The following is a 20,222-nucleotide window of genomic DNA, read 5'->3' as shown; positions in this document are numbered from 1 at the left end:
ATCCCCTTATGCGCCAGCGCCTTCCGGACCGGCTGCCGCGGCCTGGCGCGCCGCCGCAGCCGGATCCACCGCGGCCGGCTGGGCCCGCACAGGCACGCCGGGGCGCAGGTTCTGCTTGCCGTCCAGCACCACGGTGGCGCCGGCCTCCACGCCATCCACCACGGCCAGTTCGCCGAAGGTGTAGCGCATGCGGATGGTCTTGAGCTGGGCCGTCTTGTCGGGGCCCACCACGTAGATCTGGCGGTCGGTGCCGCGCAGGATGATGGCCGCCTGCGGGATCACCACCGCGTCCTTGATGCTGCGCAGCGTCATGCGCACGCGCAGGTACTGGCCGGGCCAGAGCTTTTGCTGCTTGTTCTCGAATTCCGCCTTGAGCTTGATGGTGCCGGTGGTGGCATCCACCAGGTTGTCCACGAAGATCAGCTTGCCGCGGGCGATGGGTTCCGCCTTGCCGCGGCGGGCACCGCTGTCGATGCCGGGCAGCACCACCTGCACTTCGGGCGGTGTGGCCTGGGTGCCGCCAGCGCCCGGGCGCATGGCTTCGAGCACCGGCGCGAGTTCCGTCTCCGGCAGGTTGAAGGTGATACCGACCGGATCGATCTGAACGATATTGACCAGCGGCGTGGTGGCACTGGTCTGTGCCAGGCTGCCCGGCCACACGTTCACGGCACCGGCACGGCCGGCGAAGGGGGCGCGGATCTCGTTGTAGCTCAGCGCCACCTCGGCGGACTGCACGGCGGCCTCGTCGGCCACCACCAGGCTGCGGCCGCCCTCCAGACTGGACAGCGCCGTGTCCAGCGCACTTTGGGCGACGAACTTCTGCGCCAGCAGTTCCTTGGCGCGTTCGTACTGGCGCTGCAGGTCGGCCAGGCTGGCCTTGTCCTTAGCGAGCTGGGCGCGGGCCTTGTCGAGGTTGGCGCGGTCGGCGCGTTCGTCGAAGCGGAACAGCAACTGGCCCTTGTGCACGGACTGGCCGTCCTTCACCAGCACATCCCGGACGATGGCGGTGGTCTGGGCGCGCACATCCACCTGGTTGAGCGCGGCGACCGTGCCGCTGGCTTCCACCACGACCGGCACGTCCTGCTGGCGGGCCAGCACCACGCCCACGGTCTGAGCACCCCCGGCGCCGGATGCGCCGCCTGCGGGTGCCGATGCCGCTTCTGCCCTGGCCGCCTGCGAGGCGGCGCGGGACTTCCACCACCAGCCACCCCCGGCTACCAGCAGGACGATGATCAGCGACAGGACGACTGGCTTGCGGCGCATGCTATTCACTTTCTCCAACGACAACGACGGCAGGGGGGCGCGAAAGCTTAGGTCAGCGTCTGCTGATGATTGTTTCGCTTCCGTTAATGATCCGATTGTCCCGGCGATCCTGTGCGATTGGAGCGAGACGATGGGCCCGCGCCGGGAAGTTTTCCCGGGTGCGGGGGTGCCGGATGTCATGTTGCTGCGGTCCTGCCGCAGTTGGGCTCAGGAGATTCCGTGGCGGCCACGTCGGCCGCATTGAACTGTCATGCCGAACGCTGTTGAGCGAGGGCCACCGCCAGCGCGGTACCGACCTTGGCGTTGTGCTTTACCAGCGCGATGTTGGTGACGAGGCTGGCGCCACTGCTGAGGTCCTTGATGCGGGCCAGCAGGTAGGGTGTTACCGCTTTGCCGCTGATGCCGGCGGCCGTGGCTTCGACCAGGGCCTGGTCGATGAAACCCTGGATCTGGGCTGCGGGCATCTCATGCGCCACCGGCACGGGGTTGCTGATCACGGCGCCGCCGTTGAGGCCCAGGGCCCATTTGGTGCGCAGGAAGCGGGCTTGCTGCGGTGCGTCATCGATGCGGAAGTCGGCCTTCAAGCCGCTGTCCCGGGTGTAGAAGGCGGCAAAGTTGTCCTGGCCGACGGACAGCACCGGCACGCCGTGGGTCTCCAGGTATTCCAGTGTGAGTGCCAGGTCCAGGATGCTCTTGGCGCCGGCGCACACCACGGCCACGGGCGTGCGGGCCAGTTCCTGCAGGTCGGCAGAAATGTCGAAGGACGTTTCGGCGCCGCGGTGCACACCGCCGATGCCGCCCGTGACAAACACCTCGATGCCGGCCAGGTGGGCACAGATCATGGTGGCGGCCACCGTGGTGGCACCCACATGGCCGGTGCTGATGGCGAAGGGCAGGTCGCGGCGGCTGAGCTTCATCGCATCGGGCGAGCGGCCCAGCAGTTCCAGCTGCTCGCTGTCCAGACCGATGCGGATGCGGCCGTCCAGCACGGCAATGGTGGCGGGCACCGCGCCGTGCTCCCGCACGATCGCCTCCACCTCCCGGGCCGTCTGCACGTTCTGCGGATAGGGCATGCCGTGGGAAATGATGGTGGATTCCAGCGCGACGAGCGGGCGGCCGGCCTCACGTGCAGCGGCGACTTCCGGGGAGAAGGCGATCAGCGACTGGGCGTTGGCGGGGAAGTTCTGGGCGGTGGCAGTCATGGGGGGCTTTCGGGCGAGGCTGTCGAGGGAAGCTTGCGGCGGAGGCGGCGGGATGCTGGGGATATTGGGGACTGTGGGCGGCTGGGGCAATTGGGGATCCATTGGGGAGTATTTGGCGGGCAATTGGCGGGCAATTGGCGGCGCCTGACCGGCGTCAGGCGCCGAGCAGGGCCGGGCTGAGGTCGGGGCTGACGGTGGCGTCCGTCTGCAGGGTGAGGGCGGCGAGCGAAAGGCCCAGCTTGCAGGCGGCGCGCAGGTCGTCCGCGTCACGGTGCAGGCCGGCGACGATGCCCGCGGACAGGGCATCTCCGGCGCCCGTCACCTCGCGCAGACGGGCGCGCGGGACCTTGGGAGCGGGCAGGGCGCGCAGCTCGTCGCCATCACTGAACCGCACCCCGTGGGCGCCGTCGCTCATGACCAGGCGCCCCAGGCCCCGGGACTGCAGCTGGCGCCAGGCGGCGGTCAGTGAGGCGTCGCTGTCGAGCGGCTGGTCCAGCAGCGCGCAGAGCTCGGCGCGGTTGAGTATGAGCAGGTCGATGCCGGCCAATGCCTCACCCAGCCGGCGCATCTTGGGTGCGGAAACGGCCACGACCACCAGGCGCTGTTCGCGTGTGATGGCTTCCTGGCGCAGCAAATCCAGGGTGGCGGCGCCGAGGTTGAGGTCGGCCACCATCCAGCGGGCGGCCGCTCGCTGCGGTGCACAACGGCGGATGAAGTCCGGATCCAGCTGGTCGGTGAGGGCCATGTCGGCCAGCGCGAGGACGAGGTCCCCTTGCGGGTCCAGCACGGCGGTATAGCTGCCGGTGGGCTGGTCCGGCGCCTGGAGGCTGCCGGTGCAGTCCACACCCAGTGCCTGGAGGTCACCCAGCAGGGCCTGGCCGGCGGCGTCCCGGCCCACGGCGGTCAGCAGATGCACCGGCAGGCCCAGGCGGGCCAGGTTCTCGGCGATGTTGCGGGCCACCCCACCGGCGGACTCGAATTGGCGGGCGGGATTGGAGCTGCCCATGCGCAGCGGCTCGTGCGCGCGCAGCTTGCGGTCCAGGTTGCTGCCGCCAATGCACAGCAGCGGCTGCCGGTTGGGCAGCACGTAGGCGCGGCCGAGGATGCGGCCCTCCTTGACCAGTTGCGCCAGGTGGCCGGCCACGGCGGAGCGGGACAGGCCCAGGGTGTCGCCCAGGGCCTGCTGGCTGATGAAGGGGTTGGCTTCGACCAGTGCGAGCAACTGGTCCTTGGTACTGTTCATGGCCGGCATTCTAGACAATTGTCTTAGTGATTGGACAAATGTCCATGTCCAGCGAATGCCACCGCACATACGCAACAAATACCCAACACATGCCCGACGCAGGCCGGCTCACGTCCGGCCCACATAGCCCCTAGGCGGCGGCCCCTGTACGGCCCCTGTGCGGCGCATTCCCAACCCTCCCGGACGGGATGCTGGGGGCACCACTGGCGGCTGGGGTCCCTCCCCGTACAGGGGACGCCCCAGGTTCCCATTCCGCACGGGGATGGCATACCCTTGGGCGTGCGTTCAGCACAAGGCGCCGTTTCGTGCGTCCGCTAGGCGCAGGCCGATGAGAGCTAATCAGGAGGACTCTTATGCGACAGAACCTGCCGGTGACCCAACGCGCCTACGAAATCCCCGCAGACGCCACGCTGATGTCCACCACGGACCCCAGCAGTCACATCAGTTATGCCAACGACGCCTTCATCGAGGCCAGCGGTTTCAGTGCCGAAGAGATCATGGGCCAGCCGCACAACCTGGTGCGCCACCCTGACATGCCGCCCGAGGCGTTTCGCGACATGTGGGAAACGCTGAAGTCCGGGCAGTCGTGGACCGGCCTGGTCAAGAACCGTCGCAAGGACGGTGACCATTACTGGGTGCGGGCCAATGCCACGCCGATTCTTCGCAACGGGCGCCCCATCGCCTTCATGTCGGTGCGCACCAAGCCGACCGCTGACGAGGTGGCAGGCGCCGAGACGCTGTACCGGGACATCCGCGAAGGGCGGGCCAAGGGGCTGCGTTTCCACAAGGGCGTGGTGCTCAAGGGGGGAATGGGGTGGGCCACGAACTGGCTCAAGACCATGCCGGTGAGCTGGCGCCTGCGGCTGCCGCTGCTGTTGCTGCTGGTGATGGCGGTGCTGGCGCAGCTGCTGAGTTCGGCCAGCATCATGGCCTCGATTGAATGGACCGCGGCGTTTGTGGTGGTGGCCATCGGGACCATGGTGTTCCTGGAGCACCAGATCGTGAAGCCGATCCAGGCCATTGCGGACCACGCCCGGCGCGTGGCGGCCGGGGAGTCGCGGGAATCCCTGCATCTGGACCGCGTGGATGAGATTGGCCTGGCGCTACGGGCGGTGAACCAGCTGGGGCTGATGTTCCGCTGGGTGATCGACGACGTGGCGGATCAGGTGGTGACCGTGAAGACCTCCAGCGGGCATATCGCCACCGGGAACAACGAGATCAGCGCGCGCACCGAGCAGGCCGCTGCCAGCCTGCAGCAGACGGCCGCTTCCATGGAGCAGATGAGCGCCACGGTGAAGAGCAATGCCGATGCGGCTCAACAGGCGGAACAGCTGGCGGTGCAAGCCAGTGCTGCGGCGGCGCAAGGCGGCGACGTGGTGCGGGAAGTGAATACGACGATGGAAGGCATCACGGCGTCGAGCAAACGCATCGGCGACATCATCGGGGTGATCGACGGGATCGCGTTCCAGACCAATATCCTGGCGCTGAACGCCGCCGTGGAAGCGGCCAGGGCCGGGGAGCAGGGACGTGGGTTCGCGGTGGTGGCCGGTGAGGTGCGGACGCTGGCCCAGCGCAGCGCAGAAGCGGCTCGGGAGATCAAGACACTGATCAGCGACAGCGTGGAACGGGTGGAGGCCGGGGGGCGGCAGGTGACGGAGGCCAGCCGCGCGATGACGGAAATCGTGCAGCAGGTACAACGAGTCAATGGGCTGATCTCGACCATCGGCCACGCCACGCGGGAACAGGCCGCCGGGATCTCGCAGGTGAACGCGGCGGTGAGCGACCTGGACAAGACCACCCAGCAGAACGCCGCATTGGTGCAGCGCTCGGTGGGGGCGAGCGATAGCCTGGAGAAACAGGCAACGCAGCTGGTGCAGGCGGTGTCAGTCTTTCGGCTTGGGGGCCACCTCGGCTCGCGGGAGTGATGCAGAGGTTCCTTGCGGAAATGGGCCCCCTTGCCCTGATTCAAACCACCGCGCATGGCGACGAAACATGCCGCCGAACGTTGTTATCAACATTTCACAGCGTAGTGCGACGAAACACTTGGCGCGTCGCGGGTGGCTGATTGGTGTGATGGGTCAGAAGAATCCCAAAGCCTTTGGTGAGTAGCTGACGAGCAGGTTCTTGGTCTGCTGGTAATGGTCCAGCATCATCTTGTGGGTCTCACGCCCAATGCCGGATTCCTTGTAGCCGCCAAAGGTGGCATGCGCAGGGTAGGCGTGATAGCAATTGGTCCACACCCGGCCCGCCTGGATGCCACGGCCCATGCGGAATGCCGTGTTGATGTCGCGAGACCAGACACCCGCACCAAGTCCATACGGCGTGTCGTTGGCAATGGCCAGCGCCTCCTCCTCAGTCTTGAAGGTGGTCACGGCGAGCACCGGGCCAAAGATCTCCTCCCGGAATACACGCATCTTGTTGTTACCCTTGAAAAGGGTGGGCTGGATGTAATAACCCCCCGCCAGCTCGCCGCCCAGTTGCGTGCGCCCACCCCCAATCAGGCACTCCGCACCTTCTTGCTTGCCAATCTCCAGGTAGGAAAGGATCTTGTCCAGCTGCATGGACGAGGCCTGCGCGCCCATCATCGTTTCAGTGTCCAGCGGATTGCCCTGGCGGATGGCCTTGACCCGGTCGATGGCACGAGCGATGAACTGGTCATAGATGGATTCGTGGATGAGCGCGCGCGACGGGCAGGTGCAGACCTCGCCCTGGTTGAACGCAAACAGCACCAGACCCTCGATGGCCTTGTCCAGCAGGTCGTCGTCCTGCGCCGCAATGTCAGGAAAGAAGATGTTGGGGCTCTTGCCCCCCAGCTCCAAGGTGGCCGGGATGAGATTGGACGCCGCCGCCTGCGCAATGATGCGGCCCGTGGCCGTGGAGCCGGTGAAGGCCACCTTGGCAATGCGCTTGCTCTGCGCCAGCGGCATGCCAGCTTCCTTGCCATAACCGTTGACGATGTTGAGCACCCCCGGCGGCAGCAGGTCGGCAATGAGCTCGGCCATCAGCAGGATGCTCACCGGGGTCGACTCCGCCGGCTTGAGCACCACACAATTGCCTGCGCCCAGCGCCGGCGCCAGCTTCCAGGCCGCCATGAGCAACGGGAAATTCCACGGAATGATCTGGCCCACCACGCCCAACGGCTCGTGGAAGTGATAAGCGATGGTGTTGCCATCAATCTCGCTCAGCGCCCCCTCCTGCGCCCGCAGGCAGCCCGCGAAGTAGCGGAAGTGGTCCACGGCCAGCGGCACGTCCGCATTCAGCGTTTCACGCATGGGCTTGCCGTTGTCCACCGACTCGGCATAGGCCAGCAACTCCAGGTTGCTCTCGATACGGTCCGCAATGCGCAGCAGCACGTTGGAACGTTCGGCGGCCGGGGTGGCGCCCCACTTTGCCGCCGCCGCGTGCGCAGCATCCAGCGCCAGCTCGATGTCGGCCGCCGTGGAACGCGCCGCTCGTGTGTAAACCTTGCCGCTGATCGGCGTGATGACGTCGAAGTACTGGCCCTCCTGGGGGGCGACCCATTGGCCACCGATGAAGTTGTCATAGCGCTGCTTGAACTGCACTGGTGCGCCGGGCTGCTGGGGCTGGGCATAGATCATGGAATGTCTCCGTCTTGGTTGGAATGCCTCCCTGGAGTTGCAGGCAACGTGCCAGTGAGGGTTGGCCCGGAGGCGCCTGCGCCCCGCCAGCGCATGCCCCCGAATTCCCCTTCAGTGGGCGCAAGGCCCCTTTTCATCCCGGCCGCGAACGGTCAGGATCGCCCGTACCGGAATGGAACAGCTGGGCACAGGTGTTCCAGGATGGAACAGGCGGGTCCACCGCCGCGAGGAGACACGCCATGACCCAACGCGCGACCGCCCCGGCGGTATCGGACACTGTCCAGGACGGCAAGCCTTCGGATGCGTTGACCGCTCTGGATGCCGGGGACCCGGTGATGCAGGAATTGCTTCGCCGACTGCGCAAGGTGCTGGACAAGCCGATTGCCCTGCTGCTGCAGGGCGAATCCGGCGTGGGCAAGGACCTGTTGGCCCGTGCCGTGCATGACAGCGGCGCCCGCCGCCACGGCCCCTACGTCGCCGTGAATTGCGCCGCCTTGCCCGAGGGCCTGATCGAGGCCGAACTGTTCGGCTATCGAGGCGGCGCCTATACCGGCGCCGCGCGGGAGGGCGCGCCCGGCCGGCTCCGCCAGGCCCATGGCGGCACCTTGTTTCTGGACGAGATCGGCGACATGCCCATGACGATGCAGGCACGCCTGCTCCGGGTCCTCCAGGACCGCCAGGTGCAGCCACTGGGCGGTGGTGCCACCGTGACCGTGGACATCCAGCTGATCTGTGCCAGCCACCAACCCCTGCGGGCGTTGGTAGAGGAACACCGCTTCCGTGAGGATCTGTACTACCGCATCAACGGGCTGACGTTGACCGTCCCTCCGCTGCGAGCCCGCACTGACCTGGCGCCACTGGTGACGCGACTCTTGCAAACCCTGGCACCCAGCCGGATGTTGACGGTGGCGCCAGCCTTGCTGGAGCGCCTGGGCGCCTATGGCTGGCCAGGCAATATCCGGCAGTTGGAGCAATCCCTGCGGGTGGGCGTGGCGATGCTGGAGGACCACGAGGACGAGATCCGGACGGATCATCTGCCGGAGGATTTGCAGGACGCGCTGACGGCCGCCCCTTCCACAGGGGCAGGCGTTGCGGTCGCCGCCGGGCCGTGGGCCGCATCCTCAGGGGGGCGATCGACAGGGATGGCCTCTGGCCTGTTGCCGGTCGCACAGGCGACAGGGCCTCTGCCATCACCGCCCGGGAGCTGTTGGCCAGGCCCCCCGAACAACGAGGCCGAAGGCTTGCGAGCACACGCCCGCGCGCATGCCCGGCAGGTGCTCAACGAGTGCCGTGGGAATGTCTCCGAGGCGGCGCGGCGCCTGGACATCGGTCGCAATACGCTCTACCGCATCCTGCGCTGATGGGTGGGCCGGTGTGCGGCGCCGTGTCAGGCGTTGACTGACACACGCTTGCTGTTTTCACCGAGGGAGCGATGCGGTATCGAACCCTAGGCAGCGGGCGGGACCGGGCGTAATCTTCAACTCATGCGGAACGGAGATGGTGGCCAGACCGCAGAGGCGCAAGCCGGGCGATCCAGAGGTCAATGGGTAGTGAGATACAGGGCGGACATCCTTCGGGGTGTTCGCCCATCGTCTTTGTGGGGCCAGGACTTGCGCCCCGCACCGACATGCGCCCGACCCACCACTTCCGGCGGAGGTGCGCCGGGCCCAGGCCAGCCACAATCCGCACATGTTTCGCCTGCCCACCACCGCCACCGCGCCGTTCTGCCCCGCCGAAGTCCACGGCTCGATTCCACTCCCCGCCGCCGGACCGTTCTGGCGCCGCCTGCTGAGGGTGGCCGGCCCCGGCCTGCTGGTGTCCGTGGGCTACATGGACCCCGGCAACTGGGCCACGGACATTGAAGCCGGTTCACGCTTCGGCCACGCTCTGCTGTGGGTGGTGCTGGCGTCCAGCCTGGCGGCGATGGTGCTGCAGACCTTGTCCCTGCGGCTGGGCATCGTGGCGCAGCTGGATCTGGCGCAGGCCTGCCGCGCGCGTTACCGGCCAGCCGTCAACCTGAGCCTGTGGGTAATGGCGGAGCTGGCCATCATTGCCTGTGACGTGGCGGAGGTGCTGGGCACCGCGCTGGCCTTGCATCTGCTGTTTGGCATGTCGCTGCTCAGCGGTGTGGCGATTTCTGCGCTGGATACGCTCATCGTGCTGGGCCTCAAGGGCCGCGGCTTCCGCCAGGTGGAGGCCATCATCCTGGGCCTGGTGATCACCATCGGGGTCTGTTATGCGGCGCAACTGGTGTTGGTGGGTCCCGACTGGCGGGCGGTGGCCGCCGGCTTCATTCCCAATGGGCTGTCCGCGCACGACCGCCAGGCGCTGTTCCTGGCCATCGGCATCCTGGGCGCGACCGTGATGCCGCACAACCTCTACCTGCATTCCTCCATCGTGCAGACTCGGCGGATCGACCGAACGCCGCAAGCGCTGCAGGACGGCCTGCGCCTGTGCACCGTCGACACCCTCGTGTCCCTCTCGCTCGCGCTGCTGATCAATGCCGCCATCCTCACCCTGGCCGCCACGGCTTTCCATGCGCATGGGCACACGGCGGTGACGGAGATCCAGGACGCCTATCACCTGCTGGACCCGCTGGTGGGGGGCTCTGTGGCGTCGGTGCTGTTTGGCGTGGCCCTGCTCGCGGCCGGCCAGAGTTCCACTTTTACCGGCACCATTGCGGGGCAGGTGTTGATGGAAGGGTTTCTGCAGCTGAAGATTCCGTGCTGGCAGCGGCGCCTGGCCACCCGCGCGATCGCCCTGGTACCGGCCTTCCTGGGCGTCTGGTGGCTGGGGGACGCCGGCGTGGGCCGCCTGCTGGTGGCCAGCCAGGTGGTGCTGAGCCTGCAGCTGCCGTTTGCGATGTGGCCGCTGATCCGGCTCACCAGTGACGCGTCGGTCATGGGCCGATTCGCCAGCGGGCGTGGGCTGCGCTGGACGGCGTGGCTGATCTTCGGCGCGGTGAGCCTGGCGAACGTGGCCCTGCTGGCGTCGCTGGCGGGCGTGGCCTGAGCGCTCCGGTAGGATCACGCCCTCAAGCGTGTGGCCGCGCATGGCCGCACATGCTCCTCAGACAGGAATTTCCATGACCATCGAATCCGAAGATGACGTGATTGCCCTGAAGCGCATCGGCCGGATCGTGTCGTACGTGCTTCACCAGATGCTGGACGCCGCCGAACCCGGCATGACCACGCAAGAGCTGGATACGCTGGGCGGCCAACTGCTGGAACAGCACGGCGCCCATTCCGCGCCCAAGCTGACCTATGACTTCCCCGGCTACACCTGCATCAGCATCAACGAGGAAGCCGCGCACGGCATCCCCGGCACGCGGGTCATCCGCGCGGGTGATGTGCTGAATGTGGACGTGTCGGCGGAGCTGGGCGGGTACTTCGCCGATACCGGCGGCACGCGGGTGGTGCCACCCACCAATCCGCAGAAGACGCGCCTGTGCCATGCCACCCGCACGGCTCTGGCGCAGGCCATGAAGCAGGCCCGCGCCGGTCAGCCCATCAGCGGCATCGGCGCGGCCATCGAGCGCACGGCCAAGACCTACGGCTTCAAGATCATCGAGAACCTGGGCAGCCACGGCGTGGGCCGCGCCCTGCATGAAGCCCCCGAGCACATCGCCGGGTACTACGACGCCACCGACAAGCGGTTGCTGACCGAGGGCATGGTGATCACCATTGAACCGTTCCTCTCCACCAAGAGCCGCATCGTCACCGAAACCGATGATGGCTGGACGCTGGTGGGCGTGAGCGGCAACCTGTCGGCGCAGTATGAGCACACGATGATCATCACCCAGGGTGATCCGATCGTGGTCACGCAGCACTGACCGGCGCATCCGCACGGCGTTGCCCCGTTCCCCTCGTCGGCCGTTGCCGGTGCGGGGCACAGCCGGTGTGGGGCAGCTGTAGGGCCGCTCATCGGGGCGTTGCGGGCAGTCCGGCGAAGAAGTTCAGCGCGTTCTGCCACAGCGGCTCGGCACCGCTGCGGAAGTAGCCCATGTGGCCGACCTTGCCGCCCACCGTGTGGGGATCGAGATCGGTGCGGATGAGCGGGGCGTTGCGGTAGGCCGCCACAAAGGCGTCGCGCGATTGCGGGCGCGCCCATAGATCGTCCAGCGCATTCACTGCCACGATAGGGGTCCGAATGGCGGCGAATTCGTGTTCGATCCCCTGCATGGCAGGGTCGTCGAAGAAATAGCGAGGAAATTGGCACCAGTGCCGCCACTGCCGATAGACGTCGATGGGCAGGTCTTCGCCCAGGCCCAGCATGCTCCAGGGGCAATAGCCTTTCCACCAGGTGAGCACGGGCAGCACCAGGTTCCACATCAGCTGCACTCGCAGGCGCTCCAGCAGGGGCATGTAGCCGTGCCATCCAGCGCCAGTGCCAAACACATAGACACCCGCCACCTTGTCGTGGTTGGGCAGCACACCCAACGCGTGCCCCCCGTAGGAATGGCCGACGATGTAGAGCGGCAGATCGGGCTGCGCCATGTGGGCCACCGCCGCCGCCAGATCCAGCCGTCCCCAGTCCAGCAGATCCATCCGGAAGCCTTTCAGGTGCGCCGGCCTTGAGCCGCCGAGCCCGCGGTAGTCGAAGGTCAGCGTCTCATAACCCCGCGCAGCCGCGAAGGCCGCAAAGCGCCTGTAGAAACCCTGTGGCACCGCCGTGGCACCCGCGACGATGAGCCGCCCCCGGGCAGCACCTTGGGCCGGAAAGCATTTGGCGGACAGGCGATAGCCGTCCGCGGCGGTCAAGGTGAGTGCCAGGGGGTCAGACATGATCGTGGCCGGAACCTGCAGCGTGTCGCCGCTCGATCAAATCAGTCTATCGGGCGCTCCCGGGGCGGGGTGTCACCTCCGCGTCTGGCACGCCGTTTCAGCGCCTTCTCAGGGTCCACCGGCGTTTCATGGCCAGGCCCAGCACACCCGCCAGGCACAGCGCGAATGAGGCGGGCTCCGGTACGGCTGACACCGAGATCCCGTCGACGATGAAGTAACCAGGGTCATTGCGGAAGTTGAACAGCAACTCGGTGGACGCGCCGGTGGCCAGGCCCGAGAAGGTGTAGCTGTGCAGGTCGGTCGAGACGGGGCTCAGGAGGCTGTAGGCCGCCTGGTTCCCGAAGCTGACCAGCAGGCTGCTCGGCGTGCTGCCATCGGACTGGAACGAGAAACTCACGGTGTAGAGCTGCCCGGCCACCGTGCTGATCATCTGGCTGATCGTGTCAGACGACCCGGCCGTGCCCAGAAACGCCTCGCAGCTGCCTTCGGGTGCACCGCCAGCGCCAGGGCAATAGACGCCGCTGTAAGGATTGGCCAGCACCGTGCCCGACCATCCTGTCAGGTCGCCGGTCTCGAAGCCGCCGTTGGTGACGAGGTTCTGGGCCTTGGCGGGAAGCGCCAGGCTCATCGCTGCCAGCATGGCCAGCATGGCCAGCAGGGGAGCCAGCACGCCAGTGCCCAGCGCTTTGCTTGAAAAGCCGATGTTCATGATGAGACTCCGTTGTTCAGGACAACAAGATCAAGGGGAGGGAAGGCGGGGCGCCAAAACGCCCCCAAACGTCAAGGCGTGCAGACGATCTGCGTGCCGATGGCCGTGCAAGCCGACTGCTTGAAGAGCGGCGTGTAGAGGTAGTTCCCGACGTTGCTGGTGCTGACATCCGACGGCACGGCCGGTGTGTAGGGCACGAAGCTGCTGGCGCTGCTGGTGCTGCCCGCGCCGCTGTAGCGGGCCACCATGGGGTACGGATACACCGGTCGGGAAACCCCTGTGGCGCTGTTGTTGGCGACCAGTGCAAACGGCGCTGCCGCGTTTTCCACCCAGGCCATCAGCGGTGTCAGCAGGTCAAACGTGTTGGGGCCGAGGCCGCCGCCGCAATGCCCCATGCCCGGGAACAGGTAGAACCTGGCAAAGCTCTCCGGCGTGCGGGTCAGCTTGCTCATGGATTCCCAATACTGGATGGTCCCCTGGGGCGAGATGTGCTGGTCCGCCCAGCCATGCCAGAGGATCAGCTTGCCGCCCGCCGTGGCGAAGGGCCGCAGGTCCGGATTGGTGGCGCTGTACAGGTGCGAGGACGCCACCGTGGAGATGAAGTCCGCAGTGGTCCACTTCAGGTCATTGATGGTGCGCGGGGTGGCGGTGCTCGCGTCCTTGTAGGGGCTGTTGAGGAAGGTTTTGTACAGCCAGCCGGTCACGAAGTTCTCCGAGCCGATGCCACCCTGTGCCTCCGGCATGTACAGGGACCAGTCGAGTTCGGAGCCCCATTCGGTGGCGATCTGCGGTTCCAGCCGCAGGCCTTCGACGGACTTGGCGCCGTCATGGATGCGGAAGGCTGCGTCGGCCTGCGCCTGGGTCAGGCAACCGGCTTCATTGCCGTTGTTCTTGCAGACCAGGGTGTCGGTGTTGAACTTGCAGTTGCGCGGGTCGTCGATGATGCCGTCCGCCACGCCGTCCAGCGTGTCGCAGGCGGCCACCACCTTGGCGTGGATGTAGGGCAGATTGGCGCGCAGCAGCAGATAGGTGTTGCGCTCGGGGATCGGGATGTAGCCGGGCGTGGTCTGGTTGGTCAGCACCCGGTTGGCATGGTGGTACGTGTTTTGCACGTCCATGTTGTTGGCCGGTGCGCCAGCGGCAATGCCATTGAAGTCGTTCGGGTAGCGCTGGGCTGACATCAGGGCTTCGCGGCCCCCGTCGGAGCAGCCGTCAAAGTACGCGTAGACGGCACTGCGCCCGTAGAACTTGCGGATGACCGCCTTCGCCACCTGCGCGGTGACGTGCACGCCGCGGTAGGCGAAGTCGATGCCTGCCCATGGGTTGTTGACGATCCACCCCGCGCCTTGCGCGCCGGTGTGGCCCATGTTGGTGGTGGCGGTGACAAGCTCGCCGCTGTTCACCAGCGAGCAGCCGGCCGACTGCGTCGGGTTGCCGAGGTTGTCGTTGCCGCATTCGCCGCCGCAGCCGTTCTGCACGTAGCGCTGTGTCCAGCCGGTGATGGGCAGCTTCATGACGATGGAGCTGGCGCCAGGGCTGATGACGCCCCGCACCGAGCAATACGCTGATGGGTTTGTCGCGGACGCGGGCACCAGTGATACCGCTGAAAAGCTGACTTGGCCGTTGTCGTCGGCGACACCCTTCAGATCCATGCCCTGGAACGTGGCGAGGTCGCAGGCCAATGCCGCGGGAACCGCTGGCAACGGCGCCAGTGACTGGGCGGCAGCCGCCTGAGGCGCGAGGGCGGTCAGCATGAGCGCTGCCAGCCCCCCGGCCAGAACGGCCAGGTGCTTGAGGGAACTCAACATTTTGTCTCCTTGGTTTTGTGGGACCTTCTGCGGAGAAAAAAGTCTAGGATTCGTGCAATCTGCACGGTAGAGCGCACGGCATGTGGCGTGATAACGCTTTCGTATCGGCGTAAACACGGATCACGATTCGGCACGGCACGGCACGGCACGGCACGGCACGGCACAGCACAGCACAGCGGGACCCGTCGCGCTGCGGGCCACTCAGTCCTTGAGCTCCCGAGCCCTTCGGCCGCATGCTTGCACCCCCGGTGAGAGGGCGAGTGGCGGGGAGGCGCCCTGGATTTGTTAGGCGGAGGGCGCCATCACGGGTGACACCAGCCGTTCCTGCCGGCGCGCCGCCCAGTTGAACAGGGGCGTGGCCATCAGCGTGGTGACCACGGCCATCAGCACCAGGATCGAGAACAGCCCCGGCAGGATGACGCCGGCACTCAAGCCGATGTTGATGATGATCAGCTCCATCAGGCCGCGCGCATTCATGAGCGCGCCGATCGCCATGGCGTCCGGGGAACTCGCCCCGGCCAGCCGGGCACCGGCCCAGCAGGCCAGCAGCTTGCCACCGAAGGAAGCGGCCAGGATCGCCAGTGCGGCGACGAACACTTCAGGTGCCACGAGCATGCCCAGCCGGGTGTTCAACCCCGAATAGGTGAAGAACATCGGCAGGAGGAACACCACCACAAAGGGCCGCAGCAGGCCCTGCAGCCGGTCCACCAGCTCGCCGCGTGGCAGGACGCAGCCCAGCAGGAAACCGCCGAACACGGCATGGATGCCAATCGCGTCCATGAGGAATGCACACAGGCAGAAGATGGTCAGGACGATGGCCAGCAGTGAATGCGACAGCGGCGCGCCCACGGTCACCAGGCCGGACAACCGGGCCAGCAGCGGTCGACCGATGAAGATCATGAACACGGCAAAGGCCACGCCGCCCCCGATGGCCGCATACGCGCTGCCCCACTGGCCGCTGAAGCTGGACAGCACCACTGCCAGGATGCACCAGGCGGCCGCATCGTCCACGGCGCCTGCCGTCAATGCCAGCGCGCCGATGCGTGTGCCGGCCAGCCCGCGCTCCTGGATGATTCGGGCCAGCATCGGGAAAGCGGTGATGGCGATGGCCGCCCCCAGGAACAGCGAGGCTTCGAAGACCTGCACCCTGGCCCCGTACAGGCCGGGAATGGACATGAGCCAGGGGGTCAGCAGGACCGCCAGCACAAATGGCGCGGCAATGCCGGAGAGCGACACGCTGACCGCCGTCCGCGCACCCGCCTTGAAGTGCTCCGTGCGGAACTCGGTGCCCACCAGGAACATGTAGAGCCCCACCCCCAGCTGCCCACACACGTAGAGCATGCCCCGGGTGTCTGCCGGGAAGAGTGCCGCCTGCCATGCCGGTGCCAGCCAACCCAGGAGGGAGGGCCCCAGCAGCACGCCGGCGATCATTTCGCCCACCACTTGCGGCTGGCCGATGCGACGGGCCAGCCGCCCCACCAATTGGCAGGCAGTGATGATCACGGCCGCTTGTAGAAAGAAGTAGACCGACAGACTGGCAATGGGCATGGGCCCTCCCTTGGAATTGGAGGCCGCTCCGTGTGTGTTTTTAAGCCGGAGCGGCCCAGGTCATCACAGCTTGAATTCAGCCTCCCGCGCCAGGCGTTGGGCGGCTTCCTCGAGGGTCACGGTTTCCACGTCCTCACTGCCACGCGCCCGGATTGAGACGGTCCCGTTGCTGGCCTCCTGCTCACCGATCATGAGGATGTAGGGCACCTTCTGCAAGCGGGCGCCGCGAACCTTGGCTCCCACGGTGCCGTCGCTGTCGTCCAGCACCACACGCACCCCCGCCGCCCGCAGACGCTGGAAGGCGGCCTGGCCGGCCTCCACCGAGCGGTTGCTGACGGTCACGATCTGGGCCTGCACCGGTGCCAGCCAGTACGGGAATGCACCAGCGTAATGCTCGACGAGGATGGCGATGAAGCGCTCGAAGCTGCCGAAGATGGCCCGGTGGATGATGACCGGGCGATGCTCCTGGTTGTCCGCGCCGATGTAGGTCAGGTCAAAACGCTCGGGCCCCTGGAAGTCCAGTTGCAGCGTGGCCGTCTGGAACTGCCGCCCCAGGGCGTCCGTCACCTGGTAGTCGATCTTGGGGCCGTAGAAGGTACCGTCCTGAGGCTTGAGCTTGAGCGGGAAGCCATTCTGGGTGATGGCCGCCGACAGTGCCGCCTCGGCCTTGTCCCAGGTCTCGAGCCGGCCGAGATACTTCTCTGGCCGGGTGGCCAACGCCACCTCCACCGTCATGCCGAACTTTTCGTAGACCCGGCGTACAAGCGCGATCAGGCTCTCCACCTCGGCCGCCAGCCCTTCTTCGGAAATGAAGATGTGGCCATCGTCCTGCGAGAACTGACGTACGCGGGTGAGACCCGACAGGGCACCGCTGGCCTCGTTGCGGTGCAGCACGCCCTGGTCATGGAAGCGGATGGGCAGGTCGCGATAGGAGCGCTTCTCCGACCGGAACATCAGCATGTGGGCCGGGCAGTTCATCGGCTTGAGCGCCAGCAGCCGGTCGGGGGGCTCCACCACTTCACCGGGTTCGCTCTCGCCCACCGACTGGAGAAGGAAATCGTTCTTCTCCGTGATCAGGAACATGTCTTCCTTGTAATGCTCCCAATGCCCGGAGGTCTTCCAGAGATCGTTATGGAACATCAGCGGCGTCTTGACCTCCAGGTAGCCGGCATCCACCAGCAGCTCCCGCATCTTGTTGGCCAGGACGTTGTAGAGCACCGTGCCTTTGGGCAGCCAGAAGGCCGAGCCTGGCGCCCATTCATGGAACCAGTACAAGCCGAGTTCCCGGCCCAGCTTGCGGTGATCGCGCGCCTTGGCCTGCTCCAGGCGAGTGAGATATTCCGTGAGTTCGGCAGAGGTCTGGAAAGCCGTGCCGTAGATTCGCTGCAGCTGTGGCTTCTTGGGGTCTCCGCGCCAATAGGCGCCGGAGACATGCAGCAGCTTGAAATGCTTCAGGCGCCCCACCCGATCCACGTGCGGACCCTTGCACAGGTCGAAGAAGTCACCTTGTGAATAGACGCCGATCGGTCCCGTCAGGGCGTCAATGATCTCGAGCTTGAAGGGCTGCCCGGCAGCCTTGAACATCTCGATGGCCTTCTCGCGCGGCACCTCGGCATACACGATGGGAAGGTCCGACTTCGCGATGGCGCGCATCCGGGTTTCGATCGCTTCCAGATCGGTATCGGTGAGGGTGCGATCCAGCAGAACGTCGTAATAGAAGCCGTCCTTGATGGCGGGGCCAATGCCGAATTGGGCCAGCGGGAACAGCTCACTGATGGCATGCGCCATCAAATGAGCAGCGCTGTGACGCAGTCGGTGAAGATAGAACTCGGAATCGCTGGCAAATGCCTCGCGATCCGCTTCATGATTGTCAATCATCGTATTTGTACTCATGAATGGCGGGGCGGCCGAAAGGCCAAAAGGCCGGTCGGGAGGCTATCACAACTTGCACTCGATTCCCACTGTGATCTTCGCGGGAGCAGCCGCTTCCAAGTATCTTCGTTCCCAAATGTCTCCACTCGCAAACCGTTCATGCGTCTGACGACTCCTGGAAAGCAGGTTGGTCACGGCAATTCGGCCATGAACCGTTTTGCCGATGGCGCGCGCGGCAAAAAGGTCCAACGTGGCGCGCGGCTCCATCAATGAGGTCTGTTGCAGTGTGGCATTGCCATTGACCCAGCGTTCGTATCGAACGGACCCGCCCCAGTTGACTGGCGATTGACGCGACTCGATATTAAGTGCGAGTGAAGTCCTCGGCTGGCCAAAAAGGGCGCGGCCGCCGGTCAGCATTGAATAGTTCTGGTTGAGTGAAAACTTCAGCGTCATGTTTTTCTGAAAATCATTCTTCATCTCGGTGGAGATATTCCAAAGTCGTGCCGAGCCAAAGTTTTCGGGACGGGATATCCACACTCCCCGGTCATTTGTCACCGATTGCATCACCACGTCCTTAATATCCTTGAACGTAGCCCCAATATTCAATGACGTGGATTTTTTCCATTGAACGTCGTACGTCACGCCCACCGACCAGGCCACTTCCGGGCGCAAACTGGGGTTGCCAATGAAATTGGGCGTGGTCGGGCTGTTGTCATTCATCACCCATTTGCGTGGGATCAGGTCCCGGGCTCCAGGCATGCGGTAGGTTCGGCCCAGATTGAGCCGGACTTGGTCGGTGCCCCTACCCGTCTTGAGCGTGCCCTGAAATACGGGGCTCAACACATCGTGGCGCAACTTCACGGCGGCCTGGTCCTGCTGGCCGGCACGGGTAGAGACCCCTTCCCAGCGCAGGCCTGCATAAACGGAATGGCCATGGTCAGAGGTCCATTCGTCCTGGAGGAACAGCGCCTGCCGAAGGATGGTCGCGGAAACGTCGTCGTGCATGTCTTCGGTCGGCAGACTGACGGGTGATTGCTCCAGTTGGTCCCGTCCTTCCTCGCGCCGGATGGCCTGCACGTCGACACCAGCGCTCACCGCATGGCGTTCGGCCGATTTCCACACGACCTTGCCCGTCAGCGTGGCGGTCTGGTCCGTCTGCGACGCGTCCACGTCCCGGGACAGGAGCAGGCCTTCGTCGCTGCCGGTGGCCCGCATGTGGCCGTTGGAGGTCCGGTGGGCCGAGCCGATCGTGAGCTTGCCGTTGAGATCCATGTCTTCGCTTTTCGAGGCGGCAGCCAAGGAGCCCAGGAAGGACACCAGCGAGCTGTCCAGTTCGGTCCGGTTGGCCGCCACGGACGTTGCCAGCACCTGGCCATGCTCGCGGCGCTCCAGCCCCAGATAGCGGAAGGTCCCGGCCTGGATTGTTCCGTCCACGGTGACGGAGCGGCGCGCGTCCAGGTTCACCGACAGCCGCGGAGACACCGAGAGCATCTGCTGGCTCGGCCGTTCACGGCCCCACACGGTCTGGCGCGCAGTGGTGTCGGCGCCCGCGCCAGTGGCGGACTCGGCGCGGCTGCGCCACTCGCTCACTTCATGGGTGAACGAGCTTGCCAACGACCAGGCTCGGTCGCCAGCCCGCATGCCCGTCAAATAGCTGGTGCTGACGCTAGGTTGGCCTCCCTGCAGCCCGGCGGACGCATTGAGCATTCGCTCGCTGGCTGCCGATACACGGCGGAGCACGATGTTGATGGTCCCGGCGACTGCCTGGCTGGAAATATCGGCCCGGGCAGACTTGATGATCTCGACCCGCTCGATCATGTCCACCGGGATAGATTCGAGGGAGAAGCCGCGCGGCGGCACCTCTCCGTTCACCAGCAACTGTGTGTAGCCGCCACCCAGGCCACCGATGGTGATTTCCTTTTCGCCCCGGCTGTTGCTGAGCACGGTGATGCTGGGGATCGCCGCCAGCGCCTCTGCCAGGGAGCGGGCACCATAGGCGCGGAGTTCTTCCGCAGCGAGCGTTTGGCGAACGTCACCCGTCGCAGCCGTCGCGCGACCGGTGACCTTGACCGCCTCCAGTTGGCGGGCTTCCTCAGCCTGCCGCGCTGGTTGCGCCTGTTGTGCGTGGCATTGGAGAGCGCCCATCGCGATGGTGGCCATCAGCCCCCTTGCCGTCGAAATCGAACGCATTGGT

At 66.0% G+C, this 20,222-nt stretch carries 14 protein-coding genes; 4 read left to right on the top strand and 10 right to left on the bottom strand.

Going from position 1 to position 20,222, the window contains the following annotated elements; genetic code table 11:
- Window positions 1-6: 6 nt before the first annotated feature.
- The 3 genes from BMY53_RS18400 to BMY53_RS18390 form a co-directional block, all read right to left on the bottom strand.
- A complete protein-coding gene (locus BMY53_RS18400) occupies window positions 7-1,263 on the bottom strand; it encodes an efflux RND transporter periplasmic adaptor subunit (RefSeq protein WP_177200944.1) in 1,257 nt (418 codons plus the stop codon).
- A 248-nt stretch (window positions 1,264-1,511) separates the two neighbouring features.
- The gene (locus BMY53_RS18395; RefSeq protein WP_092947934.1) at window positions 1,512-2,465 is read right to left on the bottom strand and encodes a pseudouridine-5'-phosphate glycosidase; all 954 of its coding nucleotides are present in this window, start codon (window positions 2,463-2,465) and stop codon (window positions 1,512-1,514) included.
- A 154-nt stretch (window positions 2,466-2,619) separates the two neighbouring features.
- Window positions 2,620-3,708, bottom strand: coding sequence for a carbohydrate kinase family protein (locus BMY53_RS18390; RefSeq protein WP_092947982.1), 1,089 nt, complete (start codon window positions 3,706-3,708; stop codon window positions 2,620-2,622).
- Window positions 3,709-4,061: 353 nt separating this feature from the next.
- On the opposite strand from BMY53_RS18390, the gene BMY53_RS18385 reads away from it, so the two are divergent.
- The gene (locus BMY53_RS18385) at window positions 4,062-5,633 is read left to right on the top strand and encodes a methyl-accepting chemotaxis protein (protein WP_092947933.1); all 1,572 of its coding nucleotides are present in this window, start codon (window positions 4,062-4,064) and stop codon (window positions 5,631-5,633) included.
- Window positions 5,634-5,786: 153 nt separating this feature from the next.
- On the opposite strand, the gene BMY53_RS18380 is transcribed toward BMY53_RS18385, so the two are convergent.
- Window positions 5,787-7,307, bottom strand: coding sequence for an acetaldehyde dehydrogenase ExaC (locus tag BMY53_RS18380; RefSeq protein ID WP_092947932.1), 1,521 nt, complete (start codon window positions 7,305-7,307; stop codon window positions 5,787-5,789).
- A 239-nt stretch (window positions 7,308-7,546) separates the two neighbouring features.
- Here BMY53_RS18380 and BMY53_RS26740 point away from each other — a divergent pair, with 239 nt between their 5' ends.
- From BMY53_RS26740 to map, 3 genes are all read left to right on the top strand, one after another.
- On the top strand, window positions 7,547-8,668 hold the full coding sequence (locus tag BMY53_RS26740; RefSeq protein ID WP_310732123.1) for a sigma-54-dependent Fis family transcriptional regulator: 1,122 nt from the start codon (window positions 7,547-7,549) through the stop codon (window positions 8,666-8,668).
- 328 nt (window positions 8,669-8,996) lie between these two features.
- The gene (locus BMY53_RS18370) at window positions 8,997-10,319 is read left to right on the top strand and encodes an Nramp family divalent metal transporter (protein ID WP_092947980.1); all 1,323 of its coding nucleotides are present in this window, start codon (window positions 8,997-8,999) and stop codon (window positions 10,317-10,319) included.
- Between the two features lie 73 nt (window positions 10,320-10,392).
- The gene (gene map, locus BMY53_RS18365; RefSeq protein WP_092947931.1) at window positions 10,393-11,139 is read left to right on the top strand and encodes a type I methionyl aminopeptidase; all 747 of its coding nucleotides are present in this window, start codon (window positions 10,393-10,395) and stop codon (window positions 11,137-11,139) included.
- Window positions 11,140-11,227: 88 nt separating this feature from the next.
- Here map and BMY53_RS18360 read toward each other — a convergent pair whose 3' ends face one another.
- The 6 genes from BMY53_RS18360 to BMY53_RS18335 all read right to left on the bottom strand — a co-directional run bounded on the left by BMY53_RS18360 (window position 11,228) and on the right by BMY53_RS18335 (window position 20,218).
- The gene (locus tag BMY53_RS18360) at window positions 11,228-12,091 is read right to left on the bottom strand and encodes an alpha/beta hydrolase family protein (RefSeq protein WP_092947930.1); all 864 of its coding nucleotides are present in this window, start codon (window positions 12,089-12,091) and stop codon (window positions 11,228-11,230) included.
- A 97-nt stretch (window positions 12,092-12,188) separates the two neighbouring features.
- Window positions 12,189-12,800: a hypothetical protein gene (locus tag BMY53_RS18355; protein WP_092947929.1), complete on the bottom strand. Its 612-nt coding sequence runs from the start codon at window positions 12,798-12,800 to the stop codon at window positions 12,189-12,191.
- 71 nt (window positions 12,801-12,871) lie between these two features.
- Complete coding sequence (locus BMY53_RS18350; protein ID WP_218151261.1) at window positions 12,872-14,608, bottom strand: tannase/feruloyl esterase family alpha/beta hydrolase; 1,737 nt, start codon at window positions 14,606-14,608, stop codon at window positions 12,872-12,874.
- A gap of 285 nt (window positions 14,609-14,893) precedes the next feature.
- Complete coding sequence (locus BMY53_RS18345) at window positions 14,894-16,156, bottom strand: cation:proton antiporter (RefSeq protein WP_092947928.1); 1,263 nt, start codon at window positions 16,154-16,156, stop codon at window positions 14,894-14,896.
- A gap of 63 nt (window positions 16,157-16,219) precedes the next feature.
- A complete protein-coding gene (thrS, locus tag BMY53_RS18340) occupies window positions 16,220-18,034 on the bottom strand; it encodes a threonine--tRNA ligase (RefSeq protein WP_177200943.1) in 1,815 nt (604 codons plus the stop codon).
- A 60-nt stretch (window positions 18,035-18,094) separates the two neighbouring features.
- The gene (locus BMY53_RS18335) at window positions 18,095-20,218 is read right to left on the bottom strand and encodes a TonB-dependent receptor plug domain-containing protein (protein WP_177200942.1); all 2,124 of its coding nucleotides are present in this window, start codon (window positions 20,216-20,218) and stop codon (window positions 18,095-18,097) included.
- Between the last annotated feature and the right edge of the window lie 4 nt (window positions 20,219-20,222).

This window comes from Roseateles sp. YR242 (assembly GCF_900109745.1).
Classification (GTDB): domain Bacteria; phylum Pseudomonadota; class Gammaproteobacteria; order Burkholderiales; family Burkholderiaceae_C; genus Roseateles.
The sequence above is the reverse complement of the archived record's forward strand: the minus strand, read 5'-3'. Positions and strand labels throughout refer to the sequence as shown.

Excerpts from the sequence above, each read along its gene's own strand:
- BMY53_RS18335 (WP_177200942.1), bottom strand. The coding sequence starts at position 20,218 with ATGCGTTCGATTTCGACGGCAAGGGGGCTGATGGCCACCATCGCGATG.
- BMY53_RS18360 (WP_092947930.1), bottom strand. The coding sequence starts at position 12,091 with ATGTCTGACCCCCTGGCACTCACCTTGACCGCCGCGGACGGCTATCGC.
- BMY53_RS18395 (WP_092947934.1), bottom strand. The coding sequence starts at position 2,465 with ATGACTGCCACCGCCCAGAACTTCCCCGCCAACGCCCAGTCGCTGATC.
- BMY53_RS18390 (WP_092947982.1), bottom strand. The coding sequence starts at position 3,708 with ATGAACAGTACCAAGGACCAGTTGCTCGCACTGGTCGAAGCCAACCCC.
- BMY53_RS18380 (WP_092947932.1), bottom strand. The coding sequence starts at position 7,307 with ATGATCTATGCCCAGCCCCAGCAGCCCGGCGCACCAGTGCAGTTCAAG.
- BMY53_RS26740 (WP_310732123.1), top strand. The coding sequence starts at position 7,547 with ATGACCCAACGCGCGACCGCCCCGGCGGTATCGGACACTGTCCAGGAC.
- thrS (WP_177200943.1), bottom strand. The coding sequence starts at position 18,034 with ATGATTGACAATCATGAAGCGGATCGCGAGGCATTTGCCAGCGATTCC.
- BMY53_RS18355 (WP_092947929.1), bottom strand. The coding sequence starts at position 12,800 with ATGAACATCGGCTTTTCAAGCAAAGCGCTGGGCACTGGCGTGCTGGCT.
- map (WP_092947931.1), top strand. The coding sequence starts at position 10,393 with ATGACCATCGAATCCGAAGATGACGTGATTGCCCTGAAGCGCATCGGC.
- BMY53_RS18370 (WP_092947980.1), top strand. The coding sequence starts at position 8,997 with ATGTTTCGCCTGCCCACCACCGCCACCGCGCCGTTCTGCCCCGCCGAA.
- BMY53_RS18345 (WP_092947928.1), bottom strand. The coding sequence starts at position 16,156 with ATGCCCATTGCCAGTCTGTCGGTCTACTTCTTTCTACAAGCGGCCGTG.
- BMY53_RS18400 (WP_177200944.1), bottom strand. The coding sequence starts at position 1,263 with ATGCGCCGCAAGCCAGTCGTCCTGTCGCTGATCATCGTCCTGCTGGTA.
- BMY53_RS18385 (WP_092947933.1), top strand. The coding sequence starts at position 4,062 with ATGCGACAGAACCTGCCGGTGACCCAACGCGCCTACGAAATCCCCGCA.
- BMY53_RS18350 (WP_218151261.1), bottom strand. The coding sequence starts at position 14,608 with ATGTTGAGTTCCCTCAAGCACCTGGCCGTTCTGGCCGGGGGGCTGGCA.